Origin of the sequence: Flavobacterium chungangensis (assembly GCF_042654045.1) — a bacterium.
GTDB classification, from domain to species: Bacteria; Bacteroidota; Bacteroidia; order Flavobacteriales; family Flavobacteriaceae; genus Flavobacterium; species Flavobacterium chungangensis.
Map to the genome: position 1 here is coordinate 22,470 of NZ_JBHSFY010000004.1, position 14,115 is coordinate 36,584.

General features: G+C 32.2%; 14 protein-coding genes. 10 read left to right on the forward strand and 4 right to left on the reverse strand.

Translation table 11 applies throughout. From position 1 onward, the window contains the following. Positions 1–16 precede the first annotated feature (16 nt). Positions 17–214 (reverse strand): hypothetical protein, encoded by a 198-nt coding sequence (locus ACFO3N_RS07470; protein ID WP_095928926.1) that lies wholly within the window; start codon positions 212–214, stop codon positions 17–19. A gap of 166 nt (positions 215–380) precedes the next feature. Further along, the gene (gene mnmC2 / locus ACFO3N_RS07475; protein ID WP_379796509.1) at positions 381–1,043 is read right to left on the reverse strand and encodes a tRNA (5-methylaminomethyl-2-thiouridine)(34)-methyltransferase MnmC2; all 663 of its coding nucleotides are present in this window, start codon (positions 1,041–1,043) and stop codon (positions 381–383) included. A 308-nt stretch (positions 1,044–1,351) separates the two neighbouring features. Here mnmC2 and ACFO3N_RS07480 point away from each other — a divergent pair, with 308 nt between their 5' ends. Continuing rightward, positions 1,352–2,422: a branched-chain amino acid aminotransferase gene (locus tag ACFO3N_RS07480; protein WP_250836901.1), complete on the forward strand. Its 1,071-nt coding sequence runs from the start codon at positions 1,352–1,354 to the stop codon at positions 2,420–2,422. 182 nt (positions 2,423–2,604) lie between these two features. On the opposite strand, the gene ACFO3N_RS07485 is transcribed toward ACFO3N_RS07480, so the two are convergent. Continuing rightward, on the reverse strand, positions 2,605–2,985 hold the full coding sequence (locus ACFO3N_RS07485; protein WP_057116704.1) for a pyrophosphohydrolase domain-containing protein: 381 nt from the start codon (positions 2,983–2,985) through the stop codon (positions 2,605–2,607). 417 nt (positions 2,986–3,402) lie between these two features. On the opposite strand from ACFO3N_RS07485, the gene ACFO3N_RS07490 reads away from it, so the two are divergent. The 4 genes from ACFO3N_RS07490 to ACFO3N_RS07505 all read left to right on the forward strand — a co-directional run bounded on the left by ACFO3N_RS07490 (position 3,403) and on the right by ACFO3N_RS07505 (position 6,156). Continuing rightward, positions 3,403–4,590 (forward strand): SRPBCC family protein, encoded by a 1,188-nt coding sequence (locus ACFO3N_RS07490; protein ID WP_379796511.1) that lies wholly within the window; start codon positions 3,403–3,405, stop codon positions 4,588–4,590. An 80-nt stretch (positions 4,591–4,670) separates the two neighbouring features. Beyond that, on the forward strand, positions 4,671–5,213 hold the full coding sequence (locus ACFO3N_RS07495; protein ID WP_379796513.1) for an RNA polymerase sigma factor: 543 nt from the start codon (positions 4,671–4,673) through the stop codon (positions 5,211–5,213). A gap of 33 nt (positions 5,214–5,246) precedes the next feature. Beyond that, positions 5,247–5,666 (forward strand): hypothetical protein, encoded by a 420-nt coding sequence (locus ACFO3N_RS07500; protein ID WP_379796515.1) that lies wholly within the window; start codon positions 5,247–5,249, stop codon positions 5,664–5,666. Positions 5,667–5,697: 31 nt separating this feature from the next. Further along, on the forward strand, positions 5,698–6,156 hold the full coding sequence (locus ACFO3N_RS07505) for a sensor of ECF-type sigma factor (RefSeq protein WP_248727686.1): 459 nt from the start codon (positions 5,698–5,700) through the stop codon (positions 6,154–6,156). Positions 6,157–6,227: 71 nt separating this feature from the next. On the opposite strand, the gene ACFO3N_RS07510 is transcribed toward ACFO3N_RS07505, so the two are convergent. Beyond that, complete coding sequence (locus ACFO3N_RS07510; protein ID WP_379796517.1) at positions 6,228–7,289, reverse strand: beta propeller repeat protein; 1,062 nt, start codon at positions 7,287–7,289, stop codon at positions 6,228–6,230. Positions 7,290–7,415: 126 nt separating this feature from the next. Between ACFO3N_RS07510 and ACFO3N_RS07515 the strand changes: the two genes are divergently transcribed. The 5 genes from ACFO3N_RS07515 (at position 7,416) to ACFO3N_RS07535 (ending at position 13,902) form a co-directional block, all read left to right on the forward strand. Further along, positions 7,416–8,402: a hypothetical protein gene (locus ACFO3N_RS07515; RefSeq protein ID WP_379796519.1), complete on the forward strand. Its 987-nt coding sequence runs from the start codon at positions 7,416–7,418 to the stop codon at positions 8,400–8,402. 48 nt (positions 8,403–8,450) lie between these two features. Next, complete coding sequence (locus ACFO3N_RS07520) at positions 8,451–9,014, forward strand: hypothetical protein (protein WP_379796521.1); 564 nt, start codon at positions 8,451–8,453, stop codon at positions 9,012–9,014. A gap of 106 nt (positions 9,015–9,120) precedes the next feature. Further along, a complete protein-coding gene (locus tag ACFO3N_RS07525; protein WP_379796523.1) occupies positions 9,121–10,440 on the forward strand; it encodes a hypothetical protein in 1,320 nt (439 codons plus the stop codon). Positions 10,441–10,572: 132 nt separating this feature from the next. Next, positions 10,573–12,552 carry a KUP/HAK/KT family potassium transporter gene (locus ACFO3N_RS07530; protein WP_379796525.1) on the forward strand — a complete coding sequence of 660 codons (1,980 nt, stop codon included), beginning with the start codon at positions 10,573–10,575 and terminating at the stop codon, positions 12,550–12,552. A gap of 135 nt (positions 12,553–12,687) precedes the next feature. After that, positions 12,688–13,902, forward strand: a complete 1,215-nt coding sequence (locus tag ACFO3N_RS07535) for an RsmB/NOP family class I SAM-dependent RNA methyltransferase (RefSeq protein ID WP_379796527.1) — start codon at positions 12,688–12,690, stop codon at positions 13,900–13,902. The last annotated feature ends 213 nt before the right edge of the window (positions 13,903–14,115 follow it).

The window sequence follows — 14,115 nt, forward strand, 5'->3', positions numbered from 1 at the left end:
ATTTGGCTCCTTTCTTTTATACTTTAATTAGTTGTAGACTTTGTTTTAATTCTGGTTTTCCAACAACGAAATTAAGTAACCACTCTTGCAATTGTTCCATTTCGTAAGGTAACAGTGTTTTGATAGCTTTTTCTAACTCTTTACAGAAAAGTATCGGATCGAAACTAACTCTTTCAAGTATTGATTTCGTGTAATCAAACATCATTTTTGACATAATAAAATAAGATTTTCGGGGGTTATCTATTTTTTTAAACTCGAGCCAAATTTAAACAAATAACTAACATAATTTCTACTTTTAACTTATTTTTTTAAAAACTTTAGCAACGAATACGTTTTCTTAAAACATATAAATCAATATAGAATTATTCTAAATAACTCATTTAAACGTTTTTAAAGGCTCTAAACATTTCTCTTTTCCCTGGAGGTCCTGCTAATTTTTCTACAGTAAATCCAACTTCAATCATGCTTCTTTTAACAACTCCTCGGGCTGCATAAGTTACAAGAACTCCGTTTGGCTTTAAACTGTTGTACATTTTCTGAAAAATTTCAGTACTCCAAAGTTCTGGCTGCACTCGGTAACCAAAGGCGTCAAAATAAATCAAATCAAAAATTTCAAAATCGTTTATTTCGTGAAAAAATTGTTTCCTTTTGGTTAACGAGAACTGATCGCAAATTTCTATTTTTTCGTTCCATTCCGTTTTATGCATTTTTTCAAAAATGTTATAAAATTCCGACGCTTCTAATTCTTCCGCATAATTCATTTCCAAAATCTCGTCTGCATCTACTGGGTAAGCTTCAACTCCGACATAGTCAATAGCCTGCTTCTTTCTAACAGATTCTAAAAAAGTTATAAAAGCATTCAAACCCGTCCCAAAACCTATTTCCAATATGCTTATCGGATTATCAAATAACGAAAGGCCATTTTTAATAAAAACGTGCTTCGCTTCCTGAATGGCACCATGTTTAGAATGATAGCACTCATCCCACTCTGGTAAACGAATTGTAGTTGAGCCATCTAGCGTTTTAATTATTTCTCTTTTCACTTTTTTTAGAATTTTACAATGGCTTTTTATTGGTTTTCAAGCCATTTTAATAATCAAATTTAATCAAAACTAATGCGTAAAGCCTTAAAAAACCATACTTTTTTCATAAAATCTTTATAAAAATCAATTAAATATTTGAGTTTATTATAGGATAAATAAATCTCAGTCAAAACCATCAAATAATGAATTTTCGCTAAGCATTTTACATATTTTTACGTAATTTTGCATTCAATAAATTCCATTTTAAATGATATCGTCACTTTAGATTTCTGATAGTGAAGAGTATCTCACAAAAAACTTACATAACTATGAGTACAACTCAAACAAGCAAAATTGAAATCATTAAAGCTACTTCTACAAAAATAAACGAAGTAGATTTTGACAACTTAAGTTTTGGTGCTGTATTTACAGACCATTTATTCGAATGCGATTTTAAAAACGGACAGTGGCAAAATCCTGTCATTAAGCCTTATGCTCCAATTTTAATGGATCCATCTTCAAAAGTCTTCCATTATGGACAAGCAATTTTCGAAGGAATGAAAGCTTATAAAGATGACAATAATGATGTTTGGTTGTTTAGACCAGATGAAAACTTTAACCGTTTTAATAAATCTGCTGTAAGAATGGCAATGCCAGAAGTTCCTGAAGCTATTTTTATGGATGGTTTAAATGAATTATTGAAATTAGACAAAGACTGGATTCAAAGAGGGAACGGAGCTAGTATGTACATTCGTCCGTTTATGATTGCTACAGGTCCTGGAGTTATCGCAAATCCTTCTGACGAATATAAATTTATGATTTTACTTTCTCCTGCAAAAGCATATTATGGAGGTGAAGTAAAAGTAATCATTGCCGAGCATTTCAGTAGAGCTGCAAATGGTGGTATTGGTGCTGCAAAAGCTGCTGGAAACTATGCTGCTCAATTTTACCCAACTAACTTGGCAAACAAAGACGGTTTCCAACAAGTTATTTGGACTGATGATGCAACACACACAAAATTAGAAGAAGCGGGAACAATGAACGTTTTCTTCAGAATCAACGATACTTTATTAACAGCTCCAACAAGCGAAAGAATTTTAGATGGTGTTACCAGAAAAAGTTTGATTGCAATGGCTGAAAAAGAAGGTCTAAAAGTTGACGTTCGTCCAGTAATTGTTTCAGAATTGGTTGAAGCGGCTAAAAACGGATCTTTGAAAGAAATCTTCGGAGCAGGAACTGCTGCAGTTATTAGCGTTATCAAAGGATTTTCTTATAAAGATGAATATTTTGAAATGGCTCCAATCGAGAATTCTTATGCTTCTTTCTTAAAAGAAAAATTAACAAGTCTTCAAAACAAACTTTCTGAAGATACTTTTGGATGGACAGTTAAGGTTCAATAATCCCAAAACCAATATAAAAAGAAACCCGATAAATTAAAGTTTATCGGGTTTTTCATTTTTCTTTATTTTTAAATTTTGTCTTAGAGATAAGACTAAACTCAAATAACGTAAAACTTTGCGAACTTTGCTTTCTTATCAGAACCACAGAAAAAAAACTTAGCGTTCTTTGCGTTTAATCCTCTTTACAACAATTTCGAAAAATCAGGTTTAAAATAATTAGGACCTTTCATCACTTTTCCGTCTTCGCGATAAATGGGTTTTCCATCTTCACCCAATTTACTCATATTACTGCGTTGGATTTCATCAAAAACGGCTTCAATTTTATCTTGAAGTCCGTGCTCGATAATTGTTCCGCACAAAATATACATCATATCTCCGAGTGCATCTGCAATTTCAACCAAATCATTATTTTGAACCGCCTCGTAATACTCTTCATTTTCTTCCTTCATTAAATTATAACGAAGTAGCTTTTTCTCTGCTCCTACATCGGCAATTGGAGTTGCGCTGTGGCCAATTTTAAAAGCGGTGTGAAATTCGGTTACGGCGTCAAGTTGTTTTTTCATATAGTCGTTTTCTTTTTTTTGCTAATTTAAGTCAGTTTCTTATAAATCTGAAAATTTATTGAATGAAATGAAAAGGCAATTTAGCAGCAAATCGTTTACAAATCTTTAAATTTGCCAAAAATTTTTATAACTATGTTTAGTCAAGGTCAAATACAATTTGGAATATGTTTTTTTATCGTTTTTGTAATCATTATGATATTTGCTTATCGAAAAGATTTAAAATTACACAAAGTCTTTTATAAAGGAAATTACAAAGTACTCCTTGCCTTTCTGCTTTTCATTGTACTTTTGTTCGTAATTAAAATCTTTTTGAAACGATAAATTATTCTGGTTGCCATAAAATAAAACCTAATCATTATGGGTTATTAGTAAGACTCATGATAAATTTATAACTTTACCGAAACCAAACAGCCTACCATGAAAATTCTAAAGTATTTATTTCTTTTTGCACTTTTAAGCTTTGTTGCTCTTACTGTTTTTGTTGCTACTCAAAAAGGAGATTTTTCTGTAGAAAGAAGTAAAGTCATCAATTCTCCTCGTACAACGGTTTATAACTACCTAAACGACTTTAGAAATTACGAAGATTTTGAATCATGGTCGGTTGAAGATCCTTCTATAAAAATGACATACGCTAATAAAACTAGCGGAAATGGTGCGACATTTTATTGGGATGGTGCTGATGGAAAAGGAAATTCTATTATTCTTAAAACAAAAGATGGCGAAAGCATTGACCAAAAAATGCAATTTGACGGTACTGAAGCTGATGTAAACTGGACTTTAAAAGATACTTTGAACGGTAAAACAAAAGTTACCTGGAAAGGAAAAGGAACAATGAGCTTTCTGTTTAAAATTTATACTGCATTACATGGAGGTTCAGACAGAGTTATCGGAACTATCTACGAAAAAAGTTTGGCTAATATTGACAAAAATTTAGATTACGAAACCAAAACTTACGCCGTTACAGTAGACGGAGTGGTGAAGAAAACAGAAACGCCTTATATAAAACAGACTTTTACTAGCGAAATTGCCAAAGTAAGTAAAAATGCTAGAATTGTAATTCCAAAACTTATTCAATTTAGTGAAACAAATGGTTTAGCAGCAAGCGGAAAACCATTCATTATTTATCATACCTACGACACTAAAACTGGTTTGGCAAAGATTTCAATCTGCTTACCTATTAATAAAGAAATTTCAACTAGTTCAGGAAGTGATATTTTAGCAGGAAAATTAAATGGTTTTGATGCTGTAAAAACAACTCTTAACGGAGATTACTCTCATAGAAACGAAGCAATTGCAAAAACAACGGCTTACATTAACAATCAAAAAATTATTCCAGATTTGAGCTGGTCTCATCTTGAAATCTTAACGTTGAGTAAATTGGATGTAAAAGCTTCTTCAAAATTGGTGACTGAAATTTATTTGCCAATAAAACCAAAAGTAGTTCCTGTTACTGCTGAGCCGACTTATACTCCAGAAAGCACTAGCGAAACTACAAGCGAGCCACATACAGAACAACCACGTACAGAGCCTGTAAAACGCAAGCCAACAGCGCCAACTCCTGCTCCAGCGCAAACACCTGCACAAGAAGAAGACTCAGAATTTTAAATAAATTTTAAAGGCACATTAAACCTTTTACGTTAAATTCTGTCTAACTTCTATTAAAGAAAGTTTACAAAACAAAAAGTTTGATAGACGAGAAAGAATTTATAAAAGAATTATTAAGTCCCGAAACGCAAAATACTGCGTTTCAAAAACTCTTGTCTGATTATCAGAGACCTTTGTATTCTCATATTCGAAACATTGTTTTGAATCATGATGATGCCGACGATGTTTTACAGAACACTTTTGTTAAAGTCTTTCAAAATCTTAAAAACTTTAAAGGAGAAAGTAAACTTTTTTCCTGGATCTATCGCATTGCTACCAACGAAGCTTTGACTTTTTTATCGCAAAAAGCAAAATTAAGCGGAATTTCATCTGAAGATCTGCAGAATAAAACGATCGACAATTTAAAAGCAGATCTTTATTTTGATGGAGATGAAATTCAAATCAAACTTCAAAAAGCAATTGTAACACTTCCAGAAAAACAGCAATTAGTTTTCAAAATGAAATATTTTGAAGAATTGAAGTATGAAGAAATCGCAGAAATCTTAGGAACATCTGTTGGAGCTTTAAAAGCTTCTTATCATCACGCAGTAAAAAAAATTGAATTATATGTTACATCAAATTAAACCTTTTGTAACAAAAACTATCTTATAAGTATCATGAAAACATTTAAATTAGAAAACGAACCCAAAATAAAATCTGGTTTTAAAACCCCAGACAATTATTTTGATAATTTTTCAGAGAAGGTTTTACAGCAATTAGACAAAAAAGAAGTTAAAGTAATTCCTTTTTACAAACGTAACAAAACCATTTCGCTAGCGGCCGCGGCAGTAATTGGTTTTGCATTATTAATACCGATCGTAAATAATTATAAAGCCAGTTCAAACGAGCTTGACGAAGCTACTTTAGAAACTTATTTATCTTATCATTCCAATATCAGCCAATACGATTTAATTCAAACCTTAGACGACAGTGATATAGAAAAATTAGGCAACAATGTCACTTTAGAAGACGAAACACTAGAAGACATTTTAGTTACAAGTCCGAACTTAGAACACTTAATTTCAGAACAAAATTAAATCAAACTTAACTCAACAACTTAGCTTAACAATGAAAATAAAAAACATTTTACCACTCCTGCTATTTCTGACAAGTTTTTCAATTTTTGCCCAAAGCGGAAAAATTGATGAAAAGCGAGAAAAAATTAAAGCTTTTAAAGTGTCATTTTTAACAACAGAATTGGAACTAACTTCGACTGAAGCAGAAAAATTCTGGCCTATTTATAATGCTTACGACGATAAGCAATATGAATTAAAGTATTTAAAAATGAAGACTTATCTGAAACAACTAAAAGATGATAATCTTAAAAACCTTTCAGATAAAGAAGCGGCAACATTATTATCTCAAATCGAAAGTACTGATAAAGAAATATATCAGCTTCGTGAAAAATATATGAGCAGTCTAAAAAAAGTACTTCCTGCAAAGAAGATACTTTTACTTAAAAAATCGGAAGACGATTTTAATCGAAAACTATTGCAGCAATATCGAGATAAAGGCAATAAAGACTAGACTTAAAGAAACAACAGCGATAAGAACCCTATATAATAATACTTACTTTATTATTTAGGGTTCTTATTTTTTTATTTAAAATTCAATCGAACTACCTTATTATGTCCTGCTGCGATTGCAGTATTTCTGTTCACAAAACGAATGGTGAAAAATTTGGTATCTGTAGAGAGCTGCATCCAGTTTTCTCCTCCATTTTGAGAATATTGAATTCCTTCTGAGCCTACACAAACAATTTCTCTTCCATTGCCTCCTGGAACATATTGTATACAAGACGCATAACCAAATCCCATATTCTGGCCAATTAATTGCCAAGTCTTCCCCCCATCTTTTGTAAAAGCCTTATTATTGGCTTTATTATTAGGAAGATCATAATCTCCTCCTGCAATAAAACCTTGTTTAGAATCGTAGAAATCGGCAGTAAAAATTCCTGTCATTTGTTTTCCTTGTACAATAGGAGTTTCTACGACTTTCCACGTTTTCGCTTTATCTGGAGAATAAAAAACACGTGCCTTTTTTCCACCTGAAACTAACCATGTATCATTTCCTTTGATAACAATATTGGTATTACTGGCTGCAAAAGCTGCTTCTCCAGTGCTATTTGTTGGCAATATATCAGACAGTAGTTTTGTCCAAGTTTCTCCGCCATCTCGAGTAACTATAATAGAAAAAGTATCCTCTGTTGGATCACCAATTGCAATTCCTTCCTTATCGTTCCAAAACTGCATACTGTCGTAAAAAACTTTCGGATTAATTTCTTTATAAACCAATTTAACTTTTCGGTCCTTTTTTGAAACTGAATAAAGAAGTGCCGGATTTGCCACGCTCAACAAAAAAATATCTTTTGAAGTTTGTGCAATACTTCTGAATTCCAATTTAAGTGTATCACGGTAAATATGTTCTTCAAATTTTTCTTTTTTATCCAAATCATAATAACCAAAACGTGAATTATCTGCCCCATACCAAACTTTATTTTTATCAATAAGAATTGCTCTAATACTAATTCTGTCTTTAAACAATGTATCTATTGTCATTGATGTAAATCCATTATTATAAACAATATCAGTTTTATAATTAAATGTCTTAAAAGACATCAACAAAATAAAAATAACACAAAATAAAGCGAGTTTTTTCATAGGAAATTTAAAATTTGGTTAACGCTAAAATACGATTATTTATAAAATTTCAAAATCATTCTCTATTCTTTTCTGGCATGGTAATTGTTTTCTTACAAAATAAATTTAACAAGTAAAAAACTAATTTTGAATACAACGAATAAAATACTTACATATAATTTAATTGTACTTTGTTTATTAGCAGTTAATATTTGTGTAGCGCAGGACCTTACAAAAATCCCGTTGACCAATAAACTGCAAGTTTTAAACGGTAAAGCATTCTTTAACTTTCCAGATGAAGCGATAGAAGAAGCAAGAAGCGAGAGTATAATCGCTGCCCCAAAAAATCCAAATGAAGAGACTCGAATTATTTATGATAATAAAGAAAAGAGGGTTGTATTTTTTGCGCAGGAACTTTTCAAAATTGGAGATGATGCTCTTTTTGAAGAAGTCTCAAAAGGGAAAGGAGAAATTTTATCCTATCGAAGAAAAATACTTACAGATAAAGATTCTATTTACTCAATTCTTTCTACTCCAATAAAACCTAACGAAGGAAAATATGGGATGCTTATTAATAGTTTAATTGTAAAAGTACAAGACGGGACGTTATTTAGAATAAATGCCCATATCTCTCCTGAAGCATATTCCGAAAAGGAAAAATACATGGAATTTACTGAAAATGTCTTCAAAACATTATCAAAAGGAAATCGAATCACAAACTTAAAACCAAGAACTGAAAATATTTCATTAGAATTAGGCCATCAATACAAAATTGATCTACCTGTAAATTATAGCTTTAATACAGATAAAGCTTATGATTTTAAAGTCACAAAACTTTACAAATATACAAATTATAATACCGAAGGATCTCAAATCATCTTTTATTCTGGTTCACATCCATCCTCTTTTTCAAGAAGATACAAAACATCAGGAGTACCAATGAAAGGACTTTTTTTGAAACAAGAAATAGAATGGTATTTATATGAAGACGATCAATCAATGCTAAAAGAAGCTTTGATTTCTTATGCAAATGAAAAAACTGTACTTCATATTGGAATAACAACAGAAGACAAAACAAACTTAGAAGAATTAACAAAAATTGTAGAATCAATAAAAACGATTAAGAAGCCATAAACTAACCCGTAATTACCACTTTCAGTATTAATTAAAACATATCTAAACATGAAAAATCTACCTTTATCAATTGCTTTTTTATTTTTAATAAGCTACTCCACTTATGCACAAAGAGTTAATGTATATCCTAATAATTCTTATGTACAAGAAAACCTAGATTTAAATGCTGTAGGATTACTATTTGAAAGATCAAGAGATATTTTAGATTTTGAAAAAAAAATAAACTATACGGATCAAAAAATTTCAAATCTTGATTTAAACAATGATGGAAGAGTAGATTATTTAAAAGTTTCAGACAAAATCGTAAACAACATTAAAATAATAAAAATTCAATCTGAAATAAGTCCAAATATATATGAAGATGTTGCTTCTATTAATGTTATATTAAAAAACAGAAACAGACCTTTAAATACCTCTGTTTATAATTACCGATCAAATGCAAATGCAAGTACTTATAATATTGAAAGAAGCAGAGAAATATATATAGACAAAGATATAAACAGAGAAAGAAATTATTATAAAAAAGATCCTATTGAAAGAACAAAGGAGGTAGTTCCGTTGATATATGATTTTATAAATATTTATTCAATTGTTAAGAATCTACCGAGATAAAACAATTAACTAATTATCAATACAATACGCCTAAAAAAAAGTAGATTTATTTTATGGCACAGTAATTGGATATCACCTATCACAAATAATTTAATACAAATTAGCCATGAAAGCGAATTTACTTTTAATAGCGATATCAGCCTTAGTTTTTAGTTCTTGTGCTGTACAAGGCCAGACTACTGTTTATGCAAAAAACTCAGATATAAGCGATAACTTAGATTTAAGAGCTGTTGCTTCGATGTTTGGAGAATCAGCTAACCTTCAAGATTTTGAAAGACGTTTAAATGATCCTAAATATCAAATATCAAACTTAGACCTTAATGGCGATAACGAAGTAGATTATCTTCGCGTTATTGAGAGTGTCGAAAACAGAACACACGTTGTTATTATCCAAGCCGTTTTAGATCGTGATGTTTATCAAGACATTGCAACTATCGATGTGGAGAGAGACAATTACAACAAAGTAAGTGTTCAGATTGTAGGAAACACTTATTTATACGGAGCAAATTATATTTATGAGCCCGTTTATAGTGTGGTTCCTGTTATTTACACATCGTTTTGGGTAACAAATTACAGACCTTATTATTCAACTTGGTACTGGGGTTATTATCCAACGTATTATACTGCATGGACACCTTATCCTGTTTACAGATACAGAAACAACGTAAATGTATGCATCAATGTACATAATACATACAATTATGTAAATGTGAGAAGAAGCTACCGAGCTCCTGCTATTTATGAAACAAGACGTACTTATGGTTACGAAAGAATGCGCCCGAATTACAGTTTTGCCGAAAGACATGCGAACACAACAAACCGATACGAATTAGATCAAAGACGTGTGGTAAGCAGAGAAACTAACAGGAATACGTACAATTCAAACAGAAATTACAGTGGCAGATCAACATCAAACAATGGCGTTTCTAGCAGAACATATGCTGATAACAGAAATACTACAAATAGACCTTCTGTAGATAGAAGCAATAACGGTTATGGTAATGGCAGTGGAAACAGTAACAGAGGCTACAATTCTACAGGCAGAAGCACTGAAAATGTAAATACTCAAAGAAGCCCAACTCGTGATTATTCTAATAGTACGAATAATACTCCAAGAGCTGAAAGCAGTCCGAGAGCACAAAATACTCAGAGAGTAGATTACGGCGGCAACAATTCTTCTAGCGCATCAAGAGGTAGCTCAAGCCGTGAAGAATCTGCTCCAAGAGCTGAAAGAAGTTCAAGAAGTTACTCAGAGAGTCAATCTAGCAGTTCAAATAGAGATTATTCTGCTAGACCACAGCAAAGCCAACGTTCTGAATCTCCAAGAATGAGTCAAGAATCTTCTAGAGTAAGCCAAGAATCTAGAGGCGGACAAAGCCAAAGAGAAAGTGGCTCAAATTCTAGAGGGAACGGAAGACGAGGTTAATTTTCCAAATAAATAATATTCAAAAACAGAAGCACAATTTTACGATTGTGCTTTTTTTTATCTTTTTAATTTTAAATGCCTCTAATTTGTTTTAAAACAGTAAATTTGCAACCGTCTTTTTATAAAATTAACATGAGCGCATCGCATAAAAACTTACATAGTAAGTTGTCTATTGGGGGTTTATTAATTACTTTAGGGATTATTTATGGAGATATCGGAACCTCTCCATTGTATGTAATGAAGGCTATATTAGGCGATCACACGATAAATGCTGATATTGTTCTAGGAGGCATCTCTTGTGTATTCTGGACCTTAACATTACAAACTACAATTAAATATGTACTTATTACTTTAAGTGCAGACAACCACGGTGAAGGAGGAATTTTTGCCCTATACGCATTAGTCAAAAAAACAAAAATTCAGTGGCTCATAGTACCCGCCATTATTGGAGGTAGCGCCCTGCTCGCTGATGGAATTATAACTCCGCCTATTTCGATTTCTTCTGCTGTAGAAGGAATTAGAGCTTTCTACCCGACGATGGAAACACAAACCATTGTGTATATCGTAATTACAATTTTATTCGTTTTATTCACCATTCAGCAGTTCGGAACTAAATTGGTCGGTAAATTCTTTGCCCCAATGATGTTAATCTGGTTTGCTATGTTAGGAACCTTAGGAGCTATTCAAGTAGCAAATTATCCAGAAGTAATAAAAGCTATCAATCCATATTACGCTTATCATTTATTATCGATACACCCTGATGGTTTCTTCGTTCTTGGTTTCGTATTCTTATGTACAACCGGAGCTGAAGCTTTGTATTCTGACATGGGACACTGCGGAAGAAAAAACATCAGAATTAGCTGGATGTTTGTAAAAACGACTTTAGTTCTAAACTATTTCGGTCAAGCAGCTTATTTAATTCACCATGAAGGAAGCACATTACAGCAATTAGGAGGTGAAAATGGAAATCCGTTTTACTTAATTATGCCACATTGGTTTTTACCATTTGGAATTGTAGTTGCAACTCTTGCGGCTGTAATTGCATCTCAGGCACTTATCTCTGGCTCGTTTACTTTGATTAATGAAGCAATGCGTCTGAACTTCTGGCCAAAAGTAAAAATCAAATATCCTACAGAGGTAAAAGGACAATTATATATTCCGTCAATTAACTGGTTATTGTTTTTTGGCTGTGTTGGAATCGTTTTACATTTCGAGAAATCAGGAAACATGGAACACGCCTATGGTCTTGCGATTATTTTGTGTATGATCATGACAACGATTCTCTTAAACTATTACTTAATCATGAAACGTGTAAAACTGTACTTCATGGTACCGTTGATTACTATTTACTTATTGATTGAGTTTAGTTTCCTTTTCGCTAATATTACCAAATTTGCAGAAGGTGGTTATGTAACCTTAATTATTGCCAGTATGCTGATTTCTGTAATGACAATCTGGTATTTGGCTAAGAAAATTAACAAAAACTATACAAAAGTCGTTAAGGTTGACGATTACAAACAAGTTTTGGTAGAGTTAAGCCAAGATTTATCTATTCCGAAATATGCTACGCATTTGGTTTACATGACCAATGCCAATCGTGTTGACGAATTGGAGGAAAAAATCATCTATTCTATTCTTCAAAAACGACCAAAAAGAGCCGATATTTATTGGTTTGTTCACGTAAACATTTTGACTGAACCGTATAAAACACAATATAAAGTAACCGAAATTGCTAAAGACGATATTTACAGAATTGATTTCAACTTAGGTTTTAGAGAACCTACTAAGATCAATTTAATGTTCAGAGAAGTTATCAAAGATATGGTAAAACGTGGTGAAGTAGATATTACGAGCCGTTATGAATCTTTGAACAAAAACAATATTATTGGGGACTTTAAATTTGTATTGTCTGAGAAATTCTTATCCAATGATAACGATTTAAGATGGCATGAAAACATTATCATGAATTCTTATTTCTTCATTAAAAAACTGAGTTTGTCTGAAGAAAGAGCTTTCGGCTTGGACAGCAGCTCTGTTAAGATAGAGAAATTCCCAATGGTGCTTCATGCTCCAGAAAATATTGGATTAACGCGTATTATTTCAAAAGAATAAAAAGCTTAACAATAATTTCAAAAAACACTCTAAACTAGAGTGTTTTTTCATTTAGTGAAAGTCTAAAGGAAGATTCAGTATTAAAAATTTAACTTTCAATCAATTAATAGTACCTTTGCAACTCAAATTATAGAAATGAGATTACACAGAAATTTAGTTTATACTACCATTGACTCTTTAAATGCAATTTTCAACGAAGGAGAATATGCTGACAAAGTGGTAGCAAGAGCATTAAAAAAAGACAAACGTTGGGGAAGTTCTGACAGGAAATTTGTTGCTGAAACCATATACGAAATTGTTCGCTGGAAACGATTATACGCTGAAATTGCCGAAGTAAAAGAACCTTACGACAGAGACAATCTATGGAGAATGTTTGCGGTTTGGGCTGTTTTACGCGGCTATCCAATTCCAGATTGGAGACAATTAGAAGGAACTCCTGAAAGAAAAATAAAAGGTCGTTTTGACGAATTATCTAAAACTAGAGCTATCAAAGAATCTATTCCGGATTGGATGGATGAATTGGGCGTGAAAGAACTTGGAGAAAAAGCTTGGGCAAAAGAAATTGCAGCGCAAAATCAGCCTGCAAAAGTCATTCTTAGAACCAATACTTTAAAAGGCACTAAAGAAAACCTTAGAAATACTTTAATGGATTTAAATATTGAAACAGAATATTTAAAAGACCAGCCAGAAGCTCTTGTTTTAAAAGAAAGAGCCAATGTATTTTTAACAGACGCTTTTAAACAAGGTCTTTTTGAAGTTCAGGATGCCAACTCTCAATTAGTTGCAGGATTTTTGGATGTAAAACCAGGAATGCGTGTAGTTGATACTTGCGCTGGGGCTGGAGGAAAAACATTGCACATGGCTTCTTTAATGGAAAATAAAGGGCAATTGATTGCAATGGACTTGTACGAAAGTAAATTGAAACAATTAAAATTAAGAGCAAAAAGAAATGGCGCTTTTAATATCGAATACCGCATTATTGACAGCACAAAAGTGATCAAAAAATTACACGAAAAAGCAGATCGTGTTTTAATTGACGCTCCTTGTAGCGGATTAGGAGTTTTGAAAAGAAACCCAGATTCAAAATGGAAATTACAGCCAGAGTTTATTGATAATATCCGTAAAGTTCAGAGCGAAGTTTTAGAAGGCTATTCTAAAATTGTAAAACCAGGCGGAAAATTAGTTTACGCAACTTGTTCTGTTCTTCCATCAGAAAATCAAGAGCAAGTAGAGAAGTTCTTAAAAACAGAAATCGGACAACAGTTTACCTTCATTGAAGATCGTAAAATGTTAGCCTCAGAATCTGGTTTTGACGGATTTTATATGGCTTTACTTGAACGTAAAAAATAAATTCCAATTTTTTAAATTCCAAATTCCAACTACTTAAGGGAATACTCAATATTAAAAATTCCAAATTCCAATCTTACAACTTGGAATTTGGAATTTTTTATTTTTTTCCCAATTCCGTATAGTTTTATCATTTCGACCGAAGGTAGAAATCTCCGCAAGTAGCACCACTCCAATAGGCAAATCTTTATGGAGTTTCTAGCGAAGATTTCTCCC